This window comes from Thalassolituus sp. UBA675, from assembly GCF_002297765.1.
Taxonomy (GTDB): Bacteria; Pseudomonadota; Gammaproteobacteria; order Pseudomonadales; family Oceanobacteraceae; genus Thalassolituus.
Window position 1 is genome coordinate 44652 of sequence record NZ_DBNJ01000023.1, and the last position, 24928, is coordinate 69579.

The 24928-nt window shown below is 51.6% G+C and carries 24 protein-coding genes; 12 read left to right on the forward strand and 12 right to left on the reverse strand.

Going from position 1 to position 24928, the window contains the following annotated elements:
- Positions 1-75 precede the first annotated feature (75 nt).
- From B3007_RS09480 to B3007_RS09490, 3 genes are all read right to left on the reverse strand, one after another.
- Positions 76-1428 (reverse strand): sensor histidine kinase, encoded by a 1353-nt coding sequence (locus B3007_RS09480; RefSeq protein WP_068436633.1) that lies wholly within the window; start codon positions 1426-1428, stop codon positions 76-78.
- Complete coding sequence (locus tag B3007_RS09485; protein WP_348655062.1) at positions 1428-2126, reverse strand: response regulator transcription factor; 699 nt, start codon at positions 2124-2126, stop codon at positions 1428-1430. Before B3007_RS09485 ends, B3007_RS09480 begins: the two co-directional genes overlap by 1 nt.
- Before the next feature lie 80 nt (positions 2127-2206).
- Positions 2207-2503, reverse strand: a complete 297-nt coding sequence (locus tag B3007_RS09490) for a late competence development ComFB family protein (protein ID WP_273091740.1) — start codon at positions 2501-2503, stop codon at positions 2207-2209.
- A gap of 81 nt (positions 2504-2584) precedes the next feature.
- Between B3007_RS09490 and B3007_RS09495 the strand changes: the two genes are divergently transcribed.
- Complete coding sequence (locus B3007_RS09495; RefSeq protein WP_068436627.1) at positions 2585-3016, forward strand: HPP family protein; 432 nt, start codon at positions 2585-2587, stop codon at positions 3014-3016.
- Between the two features lie 25 nt (positions 3017-3041).
- Here B3007_RS09495 and glmU read toward each other — a convergent pair whose 3' ends face one another.
- Positions 3042-4400, reverse strand: a complete 1359-nt coding sequence (gene glmU / locus B3007_RS09500; RefSeq protein ID WP_301377956.1) for a bifunctional UDP-N-acetylglucosamine diphosphorylase/glucosamine-1-phosphate N-acetyltransferase GlmU — start codon at positions 4398-4400, stop codon at positions 3042-3044.
- Positions 4401-4855: 455 nt separating this feature from the next.
- On the opposite strand from glmU, the gene B3007_RS09505 reads away from it, so the two are divergent.
- The 5 genes from B3007_RS09505 to B3007_RS09525 all read left to right on the forward strand — a co-directional run bounded on the left by B3007_RS09505 (position 4856) and on the right by B3007_RS09525 (position 13159).
- Positions 4856-5626, forward strand: coding sequence for a hypothetical protein (locus B3007_RS09505; RefSeq protein ID WP_068436804.1), 771 nt, complete (start codon positions 4856-4858; stop codon positions 5624-5626).
- Between the two features lie 282 nt (positions 5627-5908).
- The gene (locus B3007_RS09510) at positions 5909-7573 is read left to right on the forward strand and encodes a GH3 family domain-containing protein (protein ID WP_301377957.1); all 1665 of its coding nucleotides are present in this window, start codon (positions 5909-5911) and stop codon (positions 7571-7573) included.
- Positions 7570-8670: a hypothetical protein gene (locus tag B3007_RS09515; RefSeq protein ID WP_301377958.1), complete on the forward strand. Its 1101-nt coding sequence runs from the start codon at positions 7570-7572 to the stop codon at positions 8668-8670. Before B3007_RS09510 ends, B3007_RS09515 begins: the two co-directional genes overlap by 4 nt.
- Before the next feature lie 67 nt (positions 8671-8737).
- On the forward strand, positions 8738-9877 hold the full coding sequence (locus tag B3007_RS09520) for an efflux RND transporter periplasmic adaptor subunit (protein ID WP_301377959.1): 1140 nt from the start codon (positions 8738-8740) through the stop codon (positions 9875-9877).
- An 18-nt stretch (positions 9878-9895) separates the two neighbouring features.
- On the forward strand, positions 9896-13159 hold the full coding sequence (locus B3007_RS09525) for an efflux RND transporter permease subunit (RefSeq protein ID WP_301377960.1): 3264 nt from the start codon (positions 9896-9898) through the stop codon (positions 13157-13159).
- A 73-nt stretch (positions 13160-13232) separates the two neighbouring features.
- On the opposite strand, the gene B3007_RS09530 is transcribed toward B3007_RS09525, so the two are convergent.
- On the reverse strand, positions 13233-13907 hold the full coding sequence (locus tag B3007_RS09530) for a hypothetical protein (RefSeq protein ID WP_301377961.1): 675 nt from the start codon (positions 13905-13907) through the stop codon (positions 13233-13235).
- Positions 13908-13995: 88 nt separating this feature from the next.
- Complete coding sequence (locus B3007_RS09535) at positions 13996-14769, reverse strand: metal ABC transporter solute-binding protein, Zn/Mn family (protein WP_301377962.1); 774 nt, start codon at positions 14767-14769, stop codon at positions 13996-13998.
- 98 nt (positions 14770-14867) lie between these two features.
- Between B3007_RS09535 and B3007_RS09540 the strand changes: the two genes are divergently transcribed.
- From B3007_RS09540 to B3007_RS09550, 3 genes are read left to right on the forward strand one after another with little or no spacing between them, the layout of a single operon-like run.
- On the forward strand, positions 14868-15338 hold the full coding sequence (locus tag B3007_RS09540; RefSeq protein ID WP_068436814.1) for a Fur family transcriptional regulator: 471 nt from the start codon (positions 14868-14870) through the stop codon (positions 15336-15338).
- A complete protein-coding gene (gene znuC, locus B3007_RS09545; RefSeq protein WP_301377963.1) occupies positions 15335-16102 on the forward strand; it encodes a zinc ABC transporter ATP-binding protein ZnuC in 768 nt (255 codons plus the stop codon). The genes B3007_RS09540 and znuC overlap by 4 nt, the downstream gene beginning before the upstream one ends.
- The gene (locus B3007_RS09550) at positions 16095-16892 is read left to right on the forward strand and encodes a metal ABC transporter permease (RefSeq protein WP_301377964.1); all 798 of its coding nucleotides are present in this window, start codon (positions 16095-16097) and stop codon (positions 16890-16892) included. Before znuC ends, B3007_RS09550 begins: the two co-directional genes overlap by 8 nt.
- Before the next feature lie 30 nt (positions 16893-16922).
- On the opposite strand, the gene B3007_RS09555 is transcribed toward B3007_RS09550, so the two are convergent.
- On the reverse strand, positions 16923-17552 hold the full coding sequence (locus B3007_RS09555; protein ID WP_301377965.1) for an SCO family protein: 630 nt from the start codon (positions 17550-17552) through the stop codon (positions 16923-16925).
- A gap of 14 nt (positions 17553-17566) precedes the next feature.
- On the opposite strand from B3007_RS09555, the gene B3007_RS09560 reads away from it, so the two are divergent.
- Entirely contained in the window at positions 17567-18955 is a 1389-nt protein-coding gene (locus B3007_RS09560; RefSeq protein WP_301377966.1) for an MATE family efflux transporter, read from the forward strand.
- A 31-nt stretch (positions 18956-18986) separates the two neighbouring features.
- On the opposite strand, the gene B3007_RS09565 is transcribed toward B3007_RS09560, so the two are convergent.
- Positions 18987-19877 carry a LysR family transcriptional regulator gene (locus tag B3007_RS09565; protein WP_068436827.1) on the reverse strand — a complete coding sequence of 297 codons (891 nt, stop codon included), beginning with the start codon at positions 19875-19877 and terminating at the stop codon, positions 18987-18989.
- Between the two features lie 123 nt (positions 19878-20000).
- On the opposite strand from B3007_RS09565, the gene B3007_RS09570 reads away from it, so the two are divergent.
- Both B3007_RS09570 and B3007_RS09575 read left to right on the forward strand, forming a co-directional pair.
- On the forward strand, positions 20001-20546 hold the full coding sequence (locus tag B3007_RS09570; RefSeq protein ID WP_068436841.1) for a cytochrome b: 546 nt from the start codon (positions 20001-20003) through the stop codon (positions 20544-20546).
- A gap of 22 nt (positions 20547-20568) precedes the next feature.
- A complete protein-coding gene (locus B3007_RS09575) occupies positions 20569-21144 on the forward strand; it encodes a YceI family protein (RefSeq protein WP_068436828.1) in 576 nt (191 codons plus the stop codon).
- Positions 21145-21216: 72 nt separating this feature from the next.
- On the opposite strand, the gene B3007_RS09580 is transcribed toward B3007_RS09575, so the two are convergent.
- The 4 genes from B3007_RS09580 to B3007_RS09595 form a co-directional block, all read right to left on the reverse strand.
- Positions 21217-21594 (reverse strand): hypothetical protein, encoded by a 378-nt coding sequence (locus B3007_RS09580; protein WP_301377967.1) that lies wholly within the window; start codon positions 21592-21594, stop codon positions 21217-21219.
- Between the two features lie 14 nt (positions 21595-21608).
- Positions 21609-22490: a hypothetical protein gene (locus B3007_RS09585; protein ID WP_301377968.1), complete on the reverse strand. Its 882-nt coding sequence runs from the start codon at positions 22488-22490 to the stop codon at positions 21609-21611.
- A gap of 163 nt (positions 22491-22653) precedes the next feature.
- Positions 22654-23349, reverse strand: coding sequence for a hypothetical protein (locus B3007_RS09590; RefSeq protein WP_301377969.1), 696 nt, complete (start codon positions 23347-23349; stop codon positions 22654-22656).
- Positions 23350-23528: 179 nt separating this feature from the next.
- Positions 23529-24767, reverse strand: a complete 1239-nt coding sequence (locus tag B3007_RS09595) for a hypothetical protein (protein ID WP_301377970.1) — start codon at positions 24765-24767, stop codon at positions 23529-23531.
- Between the last annotated feature and the right edge of the window lie 161 nt (positions 24768-24928).

Below are 24928 nucleotides of genomic sequence, written 5' to 3' on the forward strand. Positions count from 1 at the left end.
CTAGACTTGTATTGTAACGGCAGCCCAACAATTTATTACAGCAGAGACAAGTAAACCCAACGTAAAGAGGCCAATTCAACCCGCCGGGGGTAGATCAATTGTGACCATCAGGCCACCATCGCGATGATTACGCAGCGTAATCTGGCCTCTATGATGGGACACGACACGATGCGCGATCGCCAGGCCCAGACCAAAACCCCGATGCCCCTGCCCAAGGCGCTCGCGCGCAGATTCCGCACGAACAAACGGGCGCAGCAGATCGTTCAGCTTATCCTCAGGTACCCCCGGTCCATGGTCACGTATCACTACCCGGATCAGGCCGTTTTTCATCCGCGCCGAGAGATCAACACTCGTGCCTTCCTGAGTGTGCAACAGGGCGTTCCGGGTAATATTTTCAAAGGCAGACTTCAGTAATTTTCGATCACCAAAGATCACGGGTAGCCCTTCTGCGAGAGTCAGGTTCACGTTACTGTCAGGATGTTCAAACCGGGCATCATCGACGACCTGTTGTAGCACGTTATCACAATGGACATCCGACCAGTGACTGTGATCCTGCTGAGCATCCAGCTTTGCCATATTGAGCAGGTCTTCGATCATCTCGTTGAGTCGCTTGGTTTCGAGTTCTATTCGATCCAGATGCTCTTCCTGATCTGGCACAGCGTCCAGGCGGGCAAGCTCCAGAGCGACCGTACTGCGTGCCAGTGGTGAACGCAGCTCGTGGGACACATCACTGACAAGCTGCTTCTGATCATGAATCAGGCGTTCGATGTACCCAGCCATGTGGTTAAATTCGCGGCTCAGCTCACCAAGTTCATCGCGTCGCCTTAATGAGCGAGGGTCCATCCGGGCGCGCCAGTCGCCGCTCGCAAAGGCCTGAACAGTTTTTTGCATAAAACGCACGGGGCGCGTCAGATAACCTGAAAGTAACAGACTCCAGATTGCGAAAATCAGAAACGATGCGAGTAACCCCCAGCCAAGATAGGCCGGGAGGTTAAACACCACCAGCGGATGCATAAACTCTACGACGAGGAGGTATACCCGCCCCTCGACACTTTCAATCGGCGCTTTCACCAATATTTCGGAACGACTGAGGGGGCTGACCTGAGCCTCGTAGCTCTCCGCCGACAATGCATAGCTGACAACCGCCGCTGGCGGATCTGGGAGCAGACTCAGTCCCTGATCATCAAATACATAGGCATTAACGCTGGGGTGTCTTTCAAACCTCAATAGCCACTCGAGCAGCAAAGGCTCGCCGCCCTGCTGAAGAATCAATTCAGCGGCAGAAATATAACCCCCGGTCGGGGCGATCAGGTTCACTGAGTCGTTAGACCACTGACGATAGTATGCGGCCAGAGTAATGGTGACTGCGGTCGTTACCAGAGCAGTCACCATAAAGGCGAGGTAGATTTTTAGAAATACGCCGCGCATCAGGCTTCAGCTGATCCCTGCTCCATCTGGTACATGTAACCCACACCACGAACGGTCTTGATACGTTGCTCTCCACCCGGCGAAGGCCCGAGTTTTTTGCGCAGATTACTGAGGTGCATGTCGAGACTGCGATCAAACAAGGTCAGTGACCGTTGCATCGACTGCTCAGCGAGACGATTTTTGTCGACAACTTTCCCGGCTTCACGCACCAGTACGCCCAGTATGTTGAACTCGGTCACGGTGAGATCAAGCTCCTCGCCATTGCGATGCACGATATGTTTATCGAAGTCGATCACCAGATCTTCCACTTCGAGTGTTGCCGAGATCACATCGGCGGAACGCCCGCGACGCAGAATGGAACGCAGCCGGGCAGATAACTCCCGCGGATTACATGGCTTAGGAATATAGTCATCTGCGCCTATCTCGAGTCCTTGAATGCGATCCATTTCATCGCCTTTCGCGGTCAGCATCAGAACAGGAACATCACTGCGGGTACGGATTTGCCCAAGAATGTCGATACCGCTACCGCCGGGGAGCATCACATCCAGCACAACGGCCTGGTAACGCGCGCTCAGGGCCTCTGCCAGGCCTTCTTCTGCGGTATGGACGGCAGTTACTTTAAACAGTTCACGCTCAAGGTAACGGGTCAGCAGTGCCGTCAGTTCAGTATCGTCATCCACCAATAAGATATTCATCAATTACTCCATCAGGCAGCCACTGAACCCGGCATGCCAATCCTGTCTTATTATTCAAACCTGCCGTTACAATAATACGCTGGTCAGCCGATGTCATTGCCCGCGTCGTCTTCCCGCCGGTGGGAGTCGACAAACCGTATCGCATCTGCGACACCGTCCCGCACCCGTTGACGTGTCATCATCAGCTCATCCGGAGACATGTAAAACGCCATATCCACCTCATACCGGATGTATTTAGGTGGGAGCCTGTTGAGAGCTACGCAAGCAATATCAGCCATAACGCCGGTCGACACATCACGCCCCGCGGCATGCAGTTGAGTGACGATTTCTTCGGCCACCATCTGCTCGTAGTAGTTACGGATACTGTCAGAAAAACTCATGAAACCTCCTGTCCGGCGTGACTATCTGATTTCAGAATAGCAGCTCCACGGTTAAGTGCTTTACTTTAGGTCAGGTAATCAATGAGATCTGAAAATATGCGAATCGTAAGCGACATCATGACCCGCGACGTCAAAACACTCGGCACCGGATCAACTCTGCGCGATGCCGAAGAGTTGATGCGTGAACACCATGTACGACATATTCCGGTCGTCAGTGATACAGGCGCCATAAAGGGCGTACTGAGTCAGAAAGAATTCCTGCGGGAAGCGTTCCGGATTACGGATAAGTTCGGTGCCCACCATCTGCAGGACTATCTTGCGAAAACTCCTGTTCTGGACTGTCTCGACCGAGAAGTCGAGACCCTGCCAGCGGATACGCCGCTGAAAACCACGGGTGAACGATTAAGGGCTGAAAAAGAAGGATGCCTGCTGATCGCAGATGACGCAGGCAACCTGCTCGGCATTGTCACCTCACAGGATTTCGTCAGACTGGCGCTGGATCTTCTGGACTGACCAGCCCAGAAGTACAGCCGTAATTTTACTGATCGCTGGGTTTCTTCCAGCCAGCGATATTGCGCTGTTTACCGCGGGCAACCGCCAGCTCGTCAGCACCAACATCCTTAGTAATGGTCGAGCCTGCCGCTACTGTCGCGCCGTCGCCCACCGTCACTGGCGCAACCAGTGACGAGTTGGAGCCGATAAAAGCACCGTTCCCGATCTCAGTCCTGAATTTATTCACACCGTCATAGTTGCAGGTGATGGTACCGGCACCGATGTTTGCTCCCTCACCAATGACCGCGTCACCTATGTAGGTAAGGTGATTCACTTTAGAGCCTTTACCGATCCGTGATTTTTTCACTTCGCAGAAATTGCCCACACGAGCACCGTCCGCCAGTTCAGCACCAGGACGCAGCCGGGCGTAAGGGCCAAGATTGCAGGCCTGAGCCACAACGGCTTCCTCTATATGGCAAAAACTTTCAACCTGGACCCCTTTGCCTAGTTTACTGTTACGGATCACGTTGTAAGCACCGATCTGAACATCGTCGTCAAGGATGACATCACCCTCGAATACGCAGCCAACGTCAATACTCACGTTACGCCCCACCGTCAGAGTACCGCGAACATCGATTCGCGCAGGGTCCGCCAGAGCCACCCCCTGCACCATCAGGCTGTCAGCCTGCTGACTCTGGAACTCCCGCTCAAGAGCTGCAAGTTGGCGACGGTCGTTCACGCCTTCAACTTCTGTTGCTGACGAAGGCTGTAATGCATTCACGGCCACACCATCAGCAACAGCCATAGCGATCACGTCCGTCAGGTAGTATTCACCCTGCGCATTATCCGCCGACAACGCTGGTAGCCAGCGTTTCAGATAACGCGCAGGCATGGCCATGATGCCGGTATTGACCTCGCAGATCTGTCGCTGTTCATCGCTGGCATCTTTATGCTCAACAATTGCCTGCACTTCATTCTTATCGTTGCGAACGATACGGCCGTAGCCGGTCGGGTCGTCAAGGGTTACGGTCAACAGAGCCAGTGCATTCTCAGCAACGGCAACCATACCTGCCAGGGTTTCAGTGCGGATGAGAGGAACATCTCCGTACAATACGAGAACCAGCGCATCATCAGAAATATCTGGCAAAGCCTGCGCGACAGCGTGCCCTGTGCCCTTCTGCTCCATCTGAACCGCCCAGGTCAATGGGCGGTCAGTGAACATCTCACGGACTAACTCAGCACCGTGACCAATGACAACATGCTGGGTGGCGCCATCGAGCTGCTCAGCAGCATCCAGTACGTGACCCAGCAGTGGCTTCCCAGCCAGACGATGCAGCACCTTAGGGAGATCAGACTTCATCCGCGAGCCTTTGCCCGCTGCCAGAGTAACAACTGCCAATGTCATATTGATTGCCCACATGTTTCAGAATCAGCCGCGTATTGTAGAGAGGCCCCATCGCGTTGCAACAAAGCAACATACTTCTGTCATGGCACTGCTTAAAATCAAAATCCCTTCAGACTTCCCTAAACAGGTCAATTCCTGCAAAATAAGGGTTATGCAAAGCCATATCGGGCCCGTATGGCTTATTCAAACCCTACAATGTCACAATTATGACCAGTGTCATATTAGGGAGGAATACCGCTCTGATACCTTTATCAAAACGCTGGTCACTGGCCCGAAAATATAATTAACATAAGTTCACAGATCACAAATACGAACAGTTTCTCCCGGCCGCTGGCCCCGGAGCAGCTGCTTGAAGGACACCTGGTTCTGGTCAGGTTAAGACAATGGATTGCAGATTCCGCCCATCCTGTTTGGCGAGGCGGTTATAAAAACAATAAAAAAATATCGAGGCTACAATGACTAAAAAAGCGAAACTCACCTGTCGTTTCTTTCCTATCAACGAAATAAACATCGCTAAGCTTGTCGAAATGCACAGCATTTTCACCCGTTTCTACGAGAACGCCGATCTCACAACCTTTATTAAGGATATGAGTGAAAAGAAAGGCGTCATGATCCTGAAGAACAAGACCACCGGGAAAATCGTGGGATTCAGTACTTACAATGAAGTCGAATTGATGCACCAGGGCAAGAAAGCCATTGGCGTATTCACTGGCGATACTATTGTTGAGCCTGAATTCTGGGGCAACAAAACATTGCATACTGCGTTCGCAATGAAAATGCTGAAAGCGAAGATGTTACGCCCTACCACGCCGATGTTCTGGTTACTGATTTCGAAGGGTTACAAAACCTATCTGCTGATGGCCAATAACTTTCAACGCTTCTATCCACGCCACGATCACCACGACCATGAGATGGAAGGTCTGATGCAGCAATACTGCCAGAAGCTGTACCCGACTTACTATAAAGAAGAAGAGAAGATCCTCGACTTCGGCGAGGGCTACCATGCGCTGAAAGAAGATGTCGCGGACATCACGCCTCGCATGCGTGCCAGCAACTCATCCATCCGTTTCTTTGAGGAGCGCAATCCTGAATGGCGTCGTGGCACTGAGCTGCCCTGCGTTGGTGAAATCGGCCTTTCGACGATCGGGATTTTCTTCAAGAAACTGATGCGCAGCACCTTCGGGCGGCGTCGTCCAGCCCGTAAGAACCTTCGTCAGGCGGCATAACACCGCCTGCAGCTGGCCTGAAGTGTGACATAGTACGTAATATGCGCCAAAGACACACTCAGACCAGCTGGGGCAATTCAGTTGCCTAAGACTTTATGGTTAAATCGCAGGCCCGTTCTGATCTCCGCACCTGGCGAAGGAAGCACGGATAATAATAAACAATAGTGCCTTTCATCTAATTGTCAGATTCCGGTTTTTTGATACCGGCCAGTGCTGCCGGGCTCAGAGCCTGACACCGATGAAAGTCTTCACCACACAAAGAAAGATACAGGAGCCTGTCAGATGTCTGCTCTGAAGAACCTGACCACGTCGCTGCTTCATTTTGCATCATCCACGCTGACCCGTAAGGGCGCACGAAAATTCATTGACGCCAGTTATGACGTTGAGAGCGTTCAGCGTTCAATTCTTAGCGACACCCTGAACATGGTTGTGGGTGCGGAGTCCGCCGTTAAGCATAGCCTGCGTAAGGATATGACGGTCGAGGAGTTCCGTCAGCAGGTGCCCATCACAGACTACAACTACTGGCACGACATGATTGTCGAGCAGCAGAAGAGCGGTAAGCCGATGCTGACGACCTCAAGCTGTGATCGCTACCAGCCAACATCAGGCTCCACCTCGAAAATCAAATGGATTCCATACACGCGTCCATTTCTGGATCAGGCCGATGAAGCCATCAGCCCATGGATGTCTGACCTGTACGCCAACTTCCCGGGGATAAAGAAAGGCCGTCACTACTGGTCTCTGTCCTGGGTGCCAAGTGACCTGCGCGACCAGGTCAGTGAAAGTATCAACGACGACATGCAACTGCTGCCTTGGTGGAAGCGACTGTTTATGGCCGGCACCATGGCGGTACCCGAAGGCGTATCTCTGGCTGAAAGCTCAGACGAGTCATTCTTCGCGACGTCCTGTTATCTGGTTGCCTGTACTGATCTTTCCTTTATGTCGGTCTGGAGCCCAACCTTCGCCATGAGCCTGTTGCAGGTTATGCAGGAACACCGCGAGAAAATCGCCGAAGTGCTCGAAACTGGCCGATGGGTAGCTCCGTTCGATAGCCTGAAAAATATCGAACCTCCGAAGAATGAGGCTGCCGCCGCTTATATGCGAAAGTGGGACGGAGAAATCACTCCGGCCTTCACCAAAGCTATCTGGCCAAACCTGGCACTGATCAGCTCATGGGACACCTCTTCATCGAAAGGCTGGGCAGAGAAACTGCAGGCGATATTCCCGCACAGCGGCTTCCAGGGCAAAGGCCTGTTCGCAACCGAAGGTGTTGTGACCTTCCCAATGGGTGACGAGTATCCACTGGCGTTCACCAGCCACTTCTATGAGTTTGAAGACCTCGATACCAATGAGATTCTGTGCAGCTGGGAACTGAAGAAAGACATGCGCGTGCGGCCAATCATCACGACCGGTAATGGCCTCCTACGTTATCAGACCAAAGATATGCTGCTCGTCACTGACTTTATTAATCAATGTCCGTGCCTGCGCTTTATCAGCCGTATTGACGGTGTTGATATGGTCGGCGAAAAATTATCGCCAGATGCAGCGGTTAAACTGATCGATCACTTCAGTGGCAACATGGGGCTGTCCCCTGTGACCCTGATCGCTATTCCACAGTCAGACCTGCGCGCTAAGCCCGTCTATGGCCTGCTGTGTTCGGGCAGTGCAGATGCTATCGCTGTAAGGGAACCTCTTGGCGCGCAACTGGAAGAGCAACTGAACCAGCACTTCCATTACAAACTTGCACGTGAGCTGGGGCAGCTGGGCCATGCAGAAATGCTGATCGTGCCTGACGCGATGGAAGTGTATACCGAACACAAAATTGCCGGTGGAATGGTCGCAGGCAACATTAAGATTGAACCGCTCGCACTCTGGCAGAACGATCAGATGCCAGGCGCCGTCAGCGACATACTGAGAAACTCAAAACCGGCGGAGGCCGATGCATGAGTCAGCGCTTTATCATTCGCCCTACCATCGAAGAGGATGCACCGGGGCTGAGTGAATTGCTGTCTGATACGCCACAGGAAGGCAGTATCCAGCTGAACTTTGAACGCGAGCCAAACTACTTCCATGCGACTGACGTAGGCACAACGACCCGCGACCTGTGGGTCATGGAAGACACCGAACAACATCGCATTGCCGGAGCCTTCAGCATGGGCTTCCGTGATGTGTTTGAAAATGGCCAGCGTAAATCCATGCGCTACGGCAGTGACCTGCGTATCCACCGTGATTATCAGGGTGGACGCACGCTGCTGCGTTTTTTTAAAACCGTCAAAAGCCTTATTGGCAGTGATAATTACCAGACCGTCATTCTCGAAGAGAACAAAGCATCTCTCGATACCGTTGGCGGTAACCGCATTAAGGTACAGCCAACATACAATGCGTTTCGTCGTCATCGCACCAATATGATCGAACTGCATCGACGCGAGAAACATGTCATCAATCTTAATATCCGTCGTGCAACGAGCGCTGATATCCCAACGATGCAGGCATTTTTTGATGCCAATGCCCCGAAAAAACAGTTCTACCCATGCTACGACTTCTCCAGAGTAGAAACCGGAGACAGTTACTACCGCGACATTAAACTAAACGACTTCTTGCTGGCGTTTGAAGGCGATGAATTGGTGGGAATGACCGGATTCTGGGATCAGAAGGCCTTTAAACAGACGCGAATCGCGGGATATTCTAAGGCGATTCAGTACGCACGTCCGTTTTACAACGCATACACAAAGATCGCGGGAGGGTTGTCACTCCCACCTGCGGGCTCATTGACCAGCTATATTTATCTGCACTGTAATGTATTTAAAGACAATCGCAGTGATATCTTTGCAGATCTTCTCGCATACGCACGCAAGGAACTGAAAGATAGTGAGTATGATGCCTTAGTCGTTGGCTTCGATACGGAAGACCCTTTGCAAAAGGTAACCGATAAATACAAAAAAGAAGAATTATTCAGCCTTCACTTTATATGTGGCTACGGTGACGACCCAACGCCCGACCTGAACCCTGAAGGGCTGATGTATCTCGAAACTGCGCGCCTGTAGCAAAAAATATTATCTGCCTCAGTAACACCGGCTGCCCGCGCGCTCGCTATTTGCAACAGAGAGCAATATGAAACAGTTGAAATTTTTTATCATCGGCCTGGTTATTCTCGCTGCTGCCGGATACGCCGGATACACCATGTACATCAATGCGCCTAAACCTCAGACTCAGGAAGTTAAGGTCGCAATTCCTCAGGTTCCGTACAAAGAGGTGCGTATCTCCACGCAGTCGATCCCTATTTTCAGCCGCGGACGGGTCTCGGCTTCACGCGTCCATAAGATAGCCAGTCAGGTATCTGGCCTGGTGACGGATATTGCTCCGGAGCTGAAAAAAGGCGAAATCGTGAATGCTGACCAGTTGCTCGTTCAGATCGACGAACAGCCTCTTATTCTTGATATAGCCCAGAAGAAAGCGCAACTGACCCAAACAAAGTTACGGCTGGAAGAAACCGAAGCAAATGCACGCGTAGCTCGTCGTCAGGCAGGACGTAACGCATCAGACTATGCGCGCTTCGTACCTCAGCTTGCCTACGCAAACTCACAGGTGGAAGCCGCAGAGGCCGCCCTGCAATACGCCTATGACCAGTTAGAAAATACTAAAATCAGCTCGCCGATCGAAGGCAAAGTCGTTGATGTATTCATTAACGAGGGTGACCTGGTACAGACCGGCTCACCGGTTGCCGTTCTTTACGGTATGGATCAGGCTGAAATTCGTCTGCCATTAAACGATGCCGAACTCATGATCATCGGTGTCGAAGAAAACACCAGCACTGAGAATGGGCCAAGCTTTATGCCGCAGGTAACTCTGCGTGACTATGAGAGTGGCGATGAATGGAGCGGCTATATCGTACGCACCGACGGTGAACGCAGTGCAAACCAGCTCCTCTATATCATCGCTCAGGTCAACGGCGATGAAATGTACAGCAATACCGGTCGCTATCTCGTACCAGGCTCCTTCCTTGAAGCTGAAATCCGCGGCCAGGAAATTGAAAATATGCGTATCCTACCGCGAGAGGTCATCCTCTCTGGTGATGCCATCTGGATGATTAACGCAGACAATACGATTCAGCGCCAGCCTGTGACCATCCGCTATCGCGGCAAGGAATTCGCCTATATTGATACTGCGCTGCCACCGGGCACCCGGGTAGTCGCTGGTAACTTTAACCGTCTTGTCGAAGGCATGACCGTCGAACCGATTCGCAAGAAGTAACCTGCCGGAGGCTGACTTATGAAACAGATCATCCGTTGGTTTGCGGAGAACACCGTTGCTGCCAATCTGTTGATGTTCTGCCTGATTGCCCTTGGCTTGATGGCAGTACCTGAAACGCGCAAAGAACTTATCCCCAATGTCACCCTCGACCGCCTTAGCATTCAGACTAAACTGCCGGGTGGTAATGTTGAAACCATTGAAAACAGTGTCTGTAAGGCCATTGAGAACCGCATTTACGATATTCAGGGTACGCAGAACCTGACCTCCTTTGCCTATGATGGCTTATGTAGCATGACGGTCGACATCGCCGACGGCTACGAAACTGATAAGATTTCTGACGAAATATCCCGTCGAATTAATGAAGAGGGCCTGCTCCCTGACGACGCCGAAACACCGACGTTACAGGAGCTGTCTGTTAAAAACCGCGTTGCTAAATTAATTATTTACGGCAACACCAGTTACGCCGCTCTCGCAGAAACATCGCGTGAAATACGCAATGACCTGATGGACATGCCAGACATCAGCGTGATTGAGCTGCAGGATATGTCGAAGTCTGAAATCCGGATCGAAGTACCTGCTCACAACCTTGAAAAGTATGACCTAACATTCGACGATATTTCCGGAATGATCCGTCAGCAGACGGGCTTCCTACCCGGTGGTGTGCTGGAAACTCAGGACGGCGATATTCTGATTACCAGTGATGCGTACAAAGACTCGGCTGAAGCCTATCGCAATATCGTAATCTACTCAGATTCAACCGGTGCAGAGATTCTGCTACGCGATCTCGCGATCATCACAGATACCCGCTATGTCAGCGAGACGAACGCCAGCTTTGATGGCACGCCATCCGCCTCGATCGATATTTATCGGGTTGGCGATCAGAGCATTATGGACATCGCCGATGACCTGCACACCTATGTAGATGCCCTACGCTTACCTGAGACCATCAAAACACACGTCTGGCAGGATGAATCAAAGCACCTGCGCGAACGTATCAGCATGCTGCTGGAGAACGCACTTGCGGGTCTCGTGCTGCTCTTTATCACCTTGCTTCTCTTCCTGAATGGCCGTCTGTCGTTCTGGGTGAGTATGGGTATTCCGGTATCTTTCTTCGGTGCTCTGTTTGCGATGCCTATGTACGACGTCTCCATCAATGCGGTGTCATTGTTTGGTTTTATTCTCGTACTCGGGATCGTGGTCGATGATGCGGTTGTGGTCGCAGAGGCGATCCACAACCGCAATGAAAAAGGCATTTATGGTACCGAGGCAGCACTTCAGGGAGCTTTTGAGGTTTATAAGCCGATTCTGTTCGCGGTAGTTACTACGGCCATTGCGTTTATTCCTTTGATCGGCCTGCCCGGCCCTGAAGGAAAAATGATGCAGGCGATTCCTATTGTTGTTATCGCCACGCTTATTTTCTCGGTGATTGAGTCCTTCCTGATTCTGCCGGCTCACTTGTCTCATGCGCAGAAAGTAAACGTTAAAAAAGAGCCGTCAACACTCGAAAAGATTCAATCAAAGTTTGATGGCGCCCTGCAGAGCTTTATGCGCACGATTTATCTGCCGTCACTGCGTGGTGCACTTCAGGCGAAAGGCATCATCATCCTGATATTCTCCATCACCTTCACCCTGATGCTGGTCATGATGCTTACCGGGTGGATCAAGTCTTCTCTGTTTACACCGGTCGAAGCTGATTCGGTCGTAGCACGACTGGTTCTGCCAGAGGGCTCCCCGCGGGAAAAAACCGAAATGGCTGTTGAGCGCCTGACCAATGCAGCAGAGCTTCTGAAACACCGCTACGAAATGGAAGGTGTCGCAACCATTGACCATATCTATGCGGTCATCGGGCCTAACGAATCCAAGAGTAATATGAAGAGCAGCCAGGACCGTGATCACCTGGCCAATATTACGCTGGAGTTGGTTTCTGACAGAACCAGCCGCATCAGTGGCCGCGAGATTATTTCCAGCTGGCGTAATATTGCTGGAGATATCCCCGGCGTCAGCCAGCTGAGCTTCAGCGCCAGTCTTAACCCAGCCAGGCCCGATATTCAGATCGAGCTGTCAGCCAACGACCAGGAAGATCTGAAAGAAGCAGCCGATCAGTTAATGGTTCATCTGAAAGGGTTCGCGGGTGCATACGATGTGCGTCATACGCAGGAGAACACCAAACAGCAGGCCGATATTATTCTCCGCGACAATGCCAGCTCGCTGGGCCTGACGCAGCAAACCGTTGTTGCCCAGATCAACCAGGCCTTCCAGGGCAAGGTTGTTCAGAATGTACAGACCCGCGACGATGAAATCGAGGTTTGGCTGGGCCTGCCTGACGATGAGCGCGATTCTTCATGGCACCTCGAAAACATGCACGTGAAGTACGCTCCGGGGCAATATGTTCCTTTATCTGCGATCGCGGATATCGTGTATCAGGACGCACCGACACACATTAAGCGCAACAACCGCAAGCGCGTGGTCACGGTGACTTCCTTCATCGATACCGGCCGCAACTCGGTACAGAATGTTCAGCGTGTAGTTGAGAACGAAATACTGCCATCGCTGGTGCGTCAGTACCCAGGAATGGATTGGGCGAGAGGCGGTCAGCAGCGCGACCTGAGTAAATTTATGACGACCCTGTTCCAGTATTACATGGTCGCTGTATTGGCTATGTATCTGTTGCTGGCGGTTCTGTTCAAGTCGTACATGCAGCCTTTTATTATTATTTATGCCATCCCCTTCGGCATCATGGGCTCAGTCATTGGCCACCAGCTGTTCGGTATGGTCATCACATCCTGGTCATACATTGGCATGGTGGCTGTCAGTGGCGTTGTGGTGAACGATAACCTGGTATTGATGGATTACATCAATAACCGCAGGGAAAAAGGAGCCAGTACATACGATGCCGTGATTGAAGCCGGTATCGCCCGTTTCCGGCCGATTCTTCTGACCTCACTGACCACGTTTGTGGGCCTGATACCCTTGATCTCTGAAACCAGCCTGCAGGCTCAGTTCCTGATTCCAATGGCTATTTCACTGGCGTTCGGCGTACTTTTCGCAACACTCGTCAGCCTCTTGTTGGTGCCATGTACTTATGTGTTTCTGGACGACATTCAGGTCGCCTTCCGCCGCGCCTTCAGTAGTGGTGGCGAAGAGAATGTGACCGTTGAGGATGCCTATGATGAAGGCTTCAAACAAGGTAATTCCAAAGCCCGCAAGGTAAATCCATATAGCTCAGATCTTCTCGCCGCGAGTTGGGATGCAGGGTACCAGGATGGGACCGAGGCCCGCTGATCGCACTGGCAAAGGTCATCCATAAAGTGCCGCTCTGAGCTGTCAGCGCGGCATTTTTATGGATAAGAAGAAATCAGTCAGCGTCTGATAAACGGATCGAGTGATAGTCGTGGCTGAGCTTCTGTAGCCATACAACCTCAAAGGTAATACGTGCCGTCACAATATAAAAAACCAGATAAAACGCGTAGGCAGAAAAAGCCCACAACATGACGGTTTTAAAATCGGCAATCGTAGCTGCTGAGCTCATCATATACACAGCGGTCAGTTTGCAGACGTTGGCTGATACAAGCGACAGTGACCAGACAGGTAACAACCAGGCAGCCGGTTTATGATCATGATCAGGCGGAATGCTGTCGTAGCGCATCGCATCAATTAAGCGAGTAATTTTGTGCAGGCGCTTCAACAGGCTGAGAAACAGTTTAAAAGATTGCTTGGTACTGCGGGTATGCTCCTCAAAGAGCGACATCATATTGCGCGATGAATAATAGACCCAATACGTGTAAAAAAGTACCAGCACCAGGGTCGTCATGACCTGAGCTTCACGAATCAGGGTGTCTGTCTGCAACTGCTCACGTATACCCACAGTGAGCGATGTCAGTGCTGTACTGTCTTGCAATACTGACAGCTCCTGCCAGCTCCAGAAACCATGAACCAGACCTGCAACACATAGCGCCCCCGGGAAAACAGAGACAATATTGGTCAGCCAGGTAAAACGGGTTAAGTCATAAAAGGGATAGCTCTGCGACACGCGATCTTCCTATTTATTTTATTATTCTGATACTTAGAAAGATAAATATACCGGTCTGGTCTTATGACGAAAGACCAGGCCCGATTATTTATTCACTGAGGCAGTGTACCGCACGGTCGGCCATGTCCCGAAGAAAATAGGGATAACCGTCGCGGGAAAGAGAGATACTTCCACCCAGAGGATCAAGTTCACCCTGTTTTACAGGGAGATCTCCAACCACTTTCACCACCAGTGCAGGAGAATATTCCGGTTCGCGAAAAATGCACGCTACCTGACCTGCTCTGAGCTGCTCACGCATCAGTTGTATTGTACGCATGCCAGGTTTCTGTTCAGGGGTAATCGTGAAAGCACCGACCTGATTTAGACCAAACTCGGTCACCCAGTGATCGTAGGCACGGTGGAAAACAAAGAAACCACGCTCTTTCAGTGGGGCCAATACCCGATCACTATACGCCACCGCCTGCGCGACCTGATCAGCGAAGTCCGTTGAATCAGCGCCAAGCACCTCCGCCAACGCCTTTTGTGCGGCGACGACAGCAGGTGGCGAAAGCCAATAATGCGGATCTTTGATACTCGCTTCTGAGGCGAAAGCTGAAATATCGATCCAATGTTTGTCCGGCCAGCGGCGCGCGAACCCTGACAGATAAGGTTCTATTCGGGCACCTGACCAGAAGATGACGTCAGCCTCCTGCAGGCGATCAATATCCGAAGGTTTCAAAGAGAAATCATGCGGGGTCACGCCGGGTTGCAGCAGAACATCGAGCTGCTCCGCGTCTACAACCGATGACGCGATCAACCCCAGAGGATGAATACTGGCGAGCACCTTGGGGGAATGATCGGCGTGGGCAAACAGTGATAACATGGTGAAACTCACCATTACAGCAAATCGTCTGAACATAACTCTGGCTAAATTTATCGTCTTTCGTAAAATTGCAACATTATAACCTAAGGACTGGTCTGATGCCCGCTTCACAACAGCACGATCATAATCACTGCATATCCACCGCTATGGACACCGCGCGAACTCTGTGTGAACAGCGTGGCTTACGCATGACGCCTGTGCGACGCAGGGTGCTTGAGCTGGTGTGGCAGAACCATAAGCCTACGGGTGCTTATGATCTTCTGGCGCAGTTAAGTGAAGAAGGGTTTAACTCAGCGCCTCCGACCGTCTATCGCGCCCTGGATTTCCTGCTCGAGCTGGGCGTCGTTCACCGCATCAGCAGCCTTAATGCGTTCGTCGGCTGTGATCACCCCGGCCATGAACACGACACCGGCTTCTTTATCTGCAAAGAATGCGGTAATGCGACCGAACTGCCCGCGAAAGAGATCAAGAAGCTGCACGAGACTCTGGTGAAAAAATTCAGTTTCAGCATCGAAACCAGCAACCACGAACTGACAGGCCTGTGTCAGAACTGTAAGGCAACGGCATGAGTAAAGAGCCCATTCTGAGGGCCGACAATCTGAGCCTCACCTTTGGCCAGAAGAAAGTACTGGATCAGATCAGCCTGGATATTCAGCCACGCCAGATCATTACACTGATCGGCCCCAATGGCTGTGGTAAGTCGACTCTGACAAAAGTGTTGCTCGGCCTCGTCCGCCCGGATTCCGGTAAAATTATTCGCTCACGGCAACTGCGTATCGGCTATATGCCGCAAAACCTGCCTCTGGATCAGCGTATGCCGTTGAACGTCGACGAGTTTCTGCGACTCACGCGACGTAGCACCCGTGCTGCGGTTGACCACTGGCTTGAGCGACTGAACATTACCAGCCTGAAGGACCAGAGCGTTCATGATTTATCCGGTGGTGAGTGGCAACGGGTACTGTTGGCCCGTGCCTTATTAGTGGAGCCTGAACTCCTTGTTCTCGACGAGCCGGTGCAAGGCGTTGATGTGCAGGGGCAACTGGAGCTGTATCAGCTGATTCCGCAACTGCGCGACGAACTGGGATGTGCTGTGTTAATGATTTCGCACGACCTGCACCTCGTTATGTCGGCCACTGATGAAGTGATCTGCCTGAACGGCCACGTCTGTTGCTCAGGGCACCCGGAAACAGTCTCTGCCGACCCTGCCTATCTTGAGCTTTTTGGTCGCCGCCTTGACGATGGTATCGCTTACTACACCCACCATCATGATCATGAGCACTGTGATCACGACCATAGCAGCGCGCACACCAGTACAGGACACCACCATGATTGACGGTTTACAGACCTGGTGGCTGATGCCTCTCGTTGCCGGACTGCTTCTTGCGGTCAGTGCCGGCCCTCTGGGTAGCTTCGTTGTCTGGCGCCGCATGGCGTTCTTTGGCGATACCCTTGCGCACGGCGCCTTACTTGGTATCACCTTTGGTGTTCTGACCGACCTCGACCCAACGCTGGCCCTGGTGGTGGGTTCGGCGTCACTGGCGCTTATTCTTCTGCCTTTGCAACTCGCCAGCCGTTTGTCTGCTGACACACTGCTCGGCATCGTATCTCATGGCACTCTCGCAATCGGCCTGGTTGCTTTGAGCCTTGCGGACGGTATCCGGGTCGATTTGATGGGTTATCTGTTTGGTGACCTGTTGGCCATTAATGAGGGCCACGTGTATTGGTTACTGGGAAGCACCGCCATCACGCTGACCTTAGTGCTTTGTTTCTGGAATTCTCTGCTGGCGGTTACCGTCAGTCCGGAACTGGCCAGAATCGAAGGCCGGCCGGTGATGCTACTTGATCTGATGCTGATCCTACTGCTTGCCATGACAGTCGCTCTGGCGATGAAAGTCGTGGGGATTCTGCTGATCAGCGCCCTGCTGATTATGCCTCCAGCGGCCGCCCATGCACTGAGTAAAGGCCCCCGTCAGATGGCCGCTATTGCTTCGGTCGTTGGGATTGTGTCTGTTCTGCTTGGGATGTGGGCGTCGTTCCGTTGGGATACACCAGCAGGACCGAGTATTGTGGTCACCGCCATGTTGCTGTTTGTCGTTAGTCTGACGTTTCGCCGCAAGCGCTGAGCCAGCAGCGAAACACGCCTCAGCCCCCTTTCAGGGTAAAGCCAGCAGAGACCGGATAACCGGCAACATCCGCTTCGGATCATGCGGGGGCTCAATATAGCCCCTGTAATTCAGCTTAGAATCCAGCAACACTATGTTGGCGCTGTGATCCATCAGGTAGCCGCCATCCTCCCGGTCGACATGGGCATAAAATGCATTCAGCTGTGCCGCGAGTTTTTTCATATTGTCAGGGTTGCCCGTCAGTGCGGTGAAATCCGGGTTGAAGTAATCCATGTACTGGCCAAGCTGCTCGGGTCTGTCACGTTCTGGGTCAACGCTGACAAGCACCACGTTCAACTGCTCACGCTCGTCTTCACTCAGGCGCTTCATCAGACGATTCATGTGCATCAGTGTCATTGGACAAATATCAGGGCAATAGGTGTAGCCGAAAAACAGAAGTGACCAGCGTCCCTTAAGATCCGCCAGCGATACGGTGTCTCCGTATTCATTGATAAACGTCAGCTCATCAACCTGGCCACCAGCGAACATCTCAACACCCGCCGTACGTGTAAGACGCTCCTGTGGAGAGGGTGGCGCACTCAGCCATCCTGCGACAAATGCTGCCAGCAACACCGCAAATAGTGCTGAACACAGTACAATAGCGCTTCTTTCACCACGCATACGGCTTCCCCATAATGACTTCAGGCGCCAGTGTAGCAGGTCAGACCACTTCTCTGCCTGCGGCAAATCAACGCACTGTCTGGGCCCTCGCCTGGCCCATCATTCTCAGTAACATCACAGTGCCTATGCTGGGTCTGGTCGACACCGCGATTCTTGGCCATCTCGACGACGTCCAACCACTAGCCGCCGTGGCCATTGGTGCTCAGATATTTACCCTGCTGCTCTGGAGTTTTGGTTTTCTGCGGATGGGGACGACATCCGTCACGGCGCATGCTGTCGGCCAGAAAGGCATAGATAATTCCCTACCTCTGCTTCAGCAAGCCATCTGGCTGGCGATACCCGTGAGTATTTTCTGCATTATTGCTGCACAGGTACTGACACCCTTGCTGCTGCCATTATTCGGAGATGACCCGACACTTCATGCGCTCACCGCCGACTACCTGAGCACCCGATTCTGGGGGATTCCGGTGACCCTGCTGCAATATTGCCTCATTGGCTGGTTTATTGGTCGGGGGGAAACCCGTATCCCCATGCTGATGCTCATCTCCGCCAACCTGCTTAATGCGGGTCTGGATTACTACTTTGTCTGGCACCTGCATATGGGCGCTACTGGCGTCGCGCTGGGTACTGTACTGGCAGACGCTGGCGCTCTGATGATCGCACTGATTGCGGCGGTTCAGCGAGGCCTTACATTGCGTCTGCCACTACCCGACAGAGCCATCCTCAAGCGCATGATTGTGATCAACCGGGATCTGTTCATCCGCACCCTGACTTTGCTGATCGTATTCGCATCATTTGCCGCGCTCGGCGCCGCTCAGAGCACAGAAGTATTAGCCGCAAACGCCGTGCTAATCAGCCTGCTTCTTCTGATATCGAATGCCCTTGACGGTTTTGCTCACGCAGCAGAAAGCCTAGTCGGGCGCTTTCTGGGCGCTGCTCAACCACAACAGATGCGCAAAGCAATCCAGCTCACGGGCATAAACAGCCTGATTGCAGCCTTCATCCTCGTCGGACTCTTTGTACTCGCAGGCGACCACCTCTTCCGTTTGCTTACGGATAACGAAGACGTGCTCCCCCGCCTGCAGGAAATGCATCTTTGGCTCTGGCTACTGCCCTTATCGGGCGTCGCCAGTTACTGGCTTGATGGTGTGATGGTCGGAGCTCAGGCAACCGCATCCATGCGAAATTCAATGCTGGCTGCGGCGGCGCTGGTTTTCTTTCCTATCGCCCTGCTTCCGGCACTACCTGCGGGGCAACTCCCAGAGCTGCTTGCCGCTTGGGCAGTCAACGGCGAAGTAAGCGCTAACACCCTTTTATGGCTTGCGTTTCATCTGTTCCTTCTGGCCCGGGCGGCCTTTCTGATACCCGCGATACGCAGAGTCGTGCAGACAACGCAAAAATAGCCTGATCCAGTCCGCTCTACACGAACCTACATCAAGGCTGTATCCGACGACGCAGAAACTCCTGCAATGCCCTCACCCGCGCACTCTGGCGCATGTCTTTGTGGTACACCAACCACATTTGAGATGGCTCACTGTCCAGCGGTAACAGAATTTCCTGTAGAGGCTGCTCACGCCCATCCGGGTGTCTCATATTCACCACACTCATGGGGCCAATCCCCATACCTGCACGCACTGCCGCCTCGATGTCATTAAAACTATTACTCTGGAAAGCAATCTGACCCGGAGCAACCTGCTCGATCAGTTGGCGTATCGCCGGAATCCGCGTTTTATCCCCTGTCGGTAACACCCATTGATGCGCATTGATCTCAGTCATGTCCGCAGGCCGACCGAACTGATCCAGATAATCCTGCGACGCATAAAAGGACAGCCCGACCGGCATCAGCTTTCTTGCGATCAGGTCGGGCTCTGAGGGTTCAGCACCGATACGTACTGACGCATGTACCTCACCATCTGCGAGCGACAGAATGTCATCTGTTGCAACGATCTGAACCCGGATCTGTGGATATTCGCGCCGGAAGTCGTGCAGTAAGGGCGCAAAAAACGGCGAAAAATCGGTCACTGTCGAAATTCTCAGGGTGCCGCTGGGTGCGCTCTCTACGGTGGATAAAGTGCTGCAAAGTCGCTGCACTTCAGCCGCGATCGGGCGCATCCGCTCAGCCAAGAGCCGACCGCCGTCCGTTAATTGATAGCCTCTCTGGTGGCGGATAAACAGACGGGTACCGAGAGCCTCTTCAATCCTGCCAACGGCCCTTTGAGCGGTACTGTGATTGACTCCAAGAACCTCGCCCGCACGACTGAGGCTGCCGTAAGTAGCCACCAGATAGACGATACGAAGGTCGTCCCAACGAATGTTTTTGTCCATGACATCAACCTGAAGTGGCCCGAGAAAATAATTCTGTGCATTTATGCACAACTATTGTCCGCTTTTATGCCTTTTTTGCAAACCCAGCAGCAGCTAGAGTGATAGCAGATGATGGAGGACGATATGAGTCTTAAAAACACGGAGCACTCGTACGGCTGGATAAGCATTACCCTGCACTGGCTGGTTGCGCTTGTTGTATTCGGCATGTTTGGCCTTGGCCTGTACATGGTCGAACTGACTTATTACGACGCCTGGTACAAAGGCTCGCTGGATCTGCACAAAGGAGCAGGCATTCTGCTGGCCATCGCTGTCGCTGCCCGCTTTATCTGGCGCCAGATGAACCCATCTCCGAAAGGATTGTCAGAAAAGCCTCTGGAGAATCTGGCCGGACACCTGGCGCACCTGGGGCTGTACGCGCTCCTCGCCGCTTTGTTTATTACGGGCTATCTTATTTCTACCGCAGACGGACGCAGCATTGATGTCTTTGGTTTGTTTCATGTTCCTGCCAGCCTGACAGCAGACAATCAGGAGGACATTGCTGGAGAAATTCACGAGTGGCTGGCATGGGGACTGATTGGCCTTGTCTCTGTCCATGCGCTGGCTGCATTCAAACACCACTTTATTAACCGCGACGGCACCCTGAAACGCATGATCCGTCCACAGAAGTAAATACTCACAAAGGAGAGTAACTATGAAAAAGCTGTTAATCGCGACTGCAATCTCTGGCGCTGCATTGATGACCTCTGTCGCTCAGGCGGCAACCTACGACATCGATAACGAAGGTGCGCACGCGTCAATCAACTTCAAAATCCAGCACCTCGGCTACAGCTGGCTGACAGGTCGCTTTAACGACTTCGACGGTTCATTCGAATACGACAAAGCTGCACCGGAAGATTCATCGATTGAAGTGACTATCGACACCACCAGCATTGACTCAAACCATGCTGAGCGTGATAAGCACCTGAAAGGTGGTGACTTTCTGGACGTGAAGAAATACCCAACCGCGACGTTCAAAAGCACCGATTTTAAATCCACTGGCGAAGGCACTGGCGAAATCACAGGTGACTTTACGCTGCACGGTGTCACCAAAAGCATTACCTTCCCGGTAGAGCGCATCGGTGAAGGTGATGATCCATGGGGCGGCTACCGCGCTGGTTTTATGGGCACCACAAAACTGAAGCTCAGCGACTATGGTATTGATTACAATCTCGGCCCAGCATCGACTCACGTTGAAATCGAACTGCACGTCGAAGGTAAGCGTCAGTAATACTGACGTTTAATTAGAAAAGCCGGCACCTTGTGCCGGCTTTTTTTGTGGTCGTTAAATTAAGAGTGATGACTACTTAACCACCTTAAAACGGCGACGCCTTAGTTCTGCTTCCTCTGCCCTTTGCTTAACCTGCCGTTCGAGCTTCAATCGCTGTTTGTCGGCTTCGCTGGGCCAGCTATCCCCCTCTGCCAGAGTGTACTCAATAGCTAACCAGAGATGGCTGAAATCCAGTAACAAGGGATTCTGAATAATTGGGTATCTATGCTCACTGTCGCAGACCTTAAGCCAGCCATGAACATTATGTTTAACTTCGAGAATTGCCTTGCTCTGAAGGGAGTGTTGAGCAAGGAGAATAAAGGCTGACTGCAGCCTGGGGCGGAAGCTATCCCGGCTCGCCATAAACTCCTGCACTCTGTTGGTACTCGCTAGCCTGAGGGTGATCAGCATCCGCTTGAATTCTCCTAGGCGTAACGCTTCGGATCGTATTCTAAAATAGTAAGCCCATCTTTATCGACATCCGCAGGCCACTTTAATGGTGCGCAGGTCTCAGAAACTTTAGCATCTGGGTTACTCTTTCTGATTTCATCCCAATCCGCCTGAGCTTCTGGCGATAGGGTTACACGGATACTGCCGACAATATTATCGACCAGCTCTTTAAAGGGGGCGGGATCGACTTTTTTATCGACTTCCTCACGGGTGCCAGAGGCGTTCTGTACTGTATTGAAGGAGAAATGAGCGATATGGCGTCTGGAAATAGGAATAAATACATGCCTTTCAGGATCAGCACTTCCTATCGTATTTTCGCTATCGAACTGCACAGTAGGAATCTCTAATTGAGTTACCACCGACCAGTTTAAAGGGGCAATATAGTTCATCTCTCCTGAGTCCCTATCTATAACTTCATGCCCGTAATTTGCAGTTAAATAAGATAGAGAAGCAACCTCCAGCGCTTTAGGGTGCATAAAGTTTAAGCGTGAGTTAGGCTCGGCTAGCTCGACAACCTCAAGATAGCAAGAAGTCCGCCCCATGTACCCAGTAAACCAAGGGCCACAAAAAGACCACTGCCGAAAAAAAATTTCTGTATGACACCAGCTTTGACTCGGTTGAACATTCGAGTTCAGAGGCTTCCCACCTACCGCTAATGGATAATCTTTCCACATTTTTAACTGCTGGTTATCACCAAATGGGGCTGGATCATGCCTTGGCGCCCTAAACGACAACTGCGTATCTGCCAGTCGTACCGAAAGCTCCCCAGCACTAGAGAACTTGGGCCCGACTGGCCTACAACTTTCCGGTCGCTCACGAAGTTTTAACTTCGAATACTTGATAATACTACGCATCACAAAATCTTCCCTTCAGTTTATAGAGATGCTTCGGCAATACGTTCTCTACTAGCGTGTTTCCCAGTGAAGCGGTGCCTCCTGCAATTTTACCGACAGCAGCAGCTCCAGAAATGGCGGTTCGAAAAGCAGGAGCGGTCAAAACAATCCCTCTAACAGCAACAACTCAGGTGTAACGCTTCGGATCGTATTCTAAAATAGTAAGCCCATCTCTATCGACATCAGCAGGCCACTTTAACGGAGCGCAGGTCTCAGAAACTTTGGCATCAGGATTATTCTTCTTGATTTCATCCCAATCCGCCTGAGCTTCTGGCGACAGGGTTACACGGATACTGCCGACAATATTATCGACCAGCTCTTTAAAGGGTGCGGGATCGACCTGTTTATCCACTTCTTCGCGAGTGCCAGAGGCGTTTTGATGAATACTCAGAGCGAAGCGTACAATATGAGATCGAGAGACTGGAATAAAAACATGACAAACAGGGTTTGCTCCGCTATAGGTCTTTTCGGTATCAAACTGCACCGATGGCACATCAAGCTGTTCAAGAGTTGACCAGTTCAAAGGGCCAATGTAATGCATCTTCCCTGTTTTTTCACGATATACCCTATGCCCATAGGTTGCAGTTAAAAAAGCAAGCGCCGCAGTCTCCAGCGCACTAGGATGCATAAAATTAACTTGTGGATTAGACTCGACCAGCTGTATGACATCAAGGTAGCACGACACTCCACCCATGTGACCAGTAAACCAAGGACCACAAAAACTCCAGCTCCGGAAAAATAACTCTGTATGTTGCCAGCTTTGACTAGGTTGTTCATTCCAGTTGAGCACTCTGGCAGATTTTAAAGAATATGATTTTTTCATTCGCCTCTGTGGCGTTTTTCCATAGGGGGAAGGGTTATGCCGCGGCGCTTTAAATACTATCCTTGTACCGCCAAGCAGAACCGATTGTGTAGTCGAAGAGCTAAAATCCGGCCCAACTGGACTACATATTTCTGGTCGATCTCGCAGTTTTAATTTCGAGAATTTAATAAAATTTCGCATTAAAACTTGCCTTTCAACTTATCGTGATGCTTTGGTAATAAAGTCCTAACTAGATCGTTGCCTACACTAGCGACAGTTCCCGCACCTTTTCCTGCCGCAACAGCCCCACCAATGACGGTAAGAAAGGTGGTAAGTGCAGCCGGAGCTGTCAAGCTGACTCCCGCCACGCCAGCGACTCCAGCCGCAATAGTTGCGCCAGTCATAATGATACCTTGCAAACTTTTACCATAAGCAAAAGCATCAACGCCCGCCTGCAATGCAGTCAGACGATCATTTTCACTCTTCCAACGATTCCAGTTCATCTCGAGGTGATCACGATTCCCCACAATATTGATAGGACGTGTCTTGATGAACTTGCGGTCCAGCAGGACTCCAAGGCTGTGCGCAGCTTTAACTGCGGTATTTGGAGAGGTAGTCGGATTAAACATAAACACCACATGACTAGGTAGCTGAACCCCCTGAGAAGCCAGAATGGTCATAGCCTGTGTTAGCACACCAGAGCCGCCATCTTCAGAAACCCAAGTAACACCTTCAATCTTCTTAGCATCGTACATAGTACGTGCCAGTAGCAGGGCAGATTCATGTAATTCTGTATATTGATTAACCCGAATCGCATTTCGATAATTTCTCAAGCCACCAATACACTTCTCACCCGGGGTGAAATGAAGATCAAAGCCTTTAGTATTAACCCTGAGACCACCTACATGTGGAGCCTCCCCAATCCTGGGAGCGGCAACAGCTGCTGCAGACATAGGACTGTCATAGCCGCTGTCAGAGATTGCAACTAATCGATCTTCTTTATGTTCAATCAGCCCATTTTCTCTGAATTCAGCCTCCCAGATATCGTTTACTTTTGATGCTTTGTATAATCCCGGCTTCTTCCCTGATTCAATAAGCTCCCCATAGTTAATATCCGCTTCAAAATGAAGGATCTTAAAACCATCAGCATCAAGCTTTTCACAGGCGACCTTACACCCCGGTAAAATCATCACGAACTCTTCTGTACCGTCACGATGAACTGCACCGGGTTTCACAAAGATATTATTCTGGTGCAGACGACCCGCAGCGAGCTCATTAATGGCTTTAACCGTTATCTCAGCCCAGTAGTTATTGCCATCACGGGCTAATTTAACCAGCTGGTCATAAACGGGCTTAGCAGTTGGAGTGATTTTGACTGGCTTACCGGAGTGCTGGCCAGCAATGACCACGTCTTGAGTAGGGGCGGCGTTGGAGAACATGTTATGGCGTCCTTGTCTCTGATTCAGAATAGCGATCTAGTCCTGATTAGGCCTAAGAGTATAAACACTTTTATTCCAGAAAAAAGGCATTGCGGCCACAGCTGCATTGAGGAGGAATAAAAAAGCCGGCGCCTTGTGCCACTGCTGTCCCACAGTTTTGG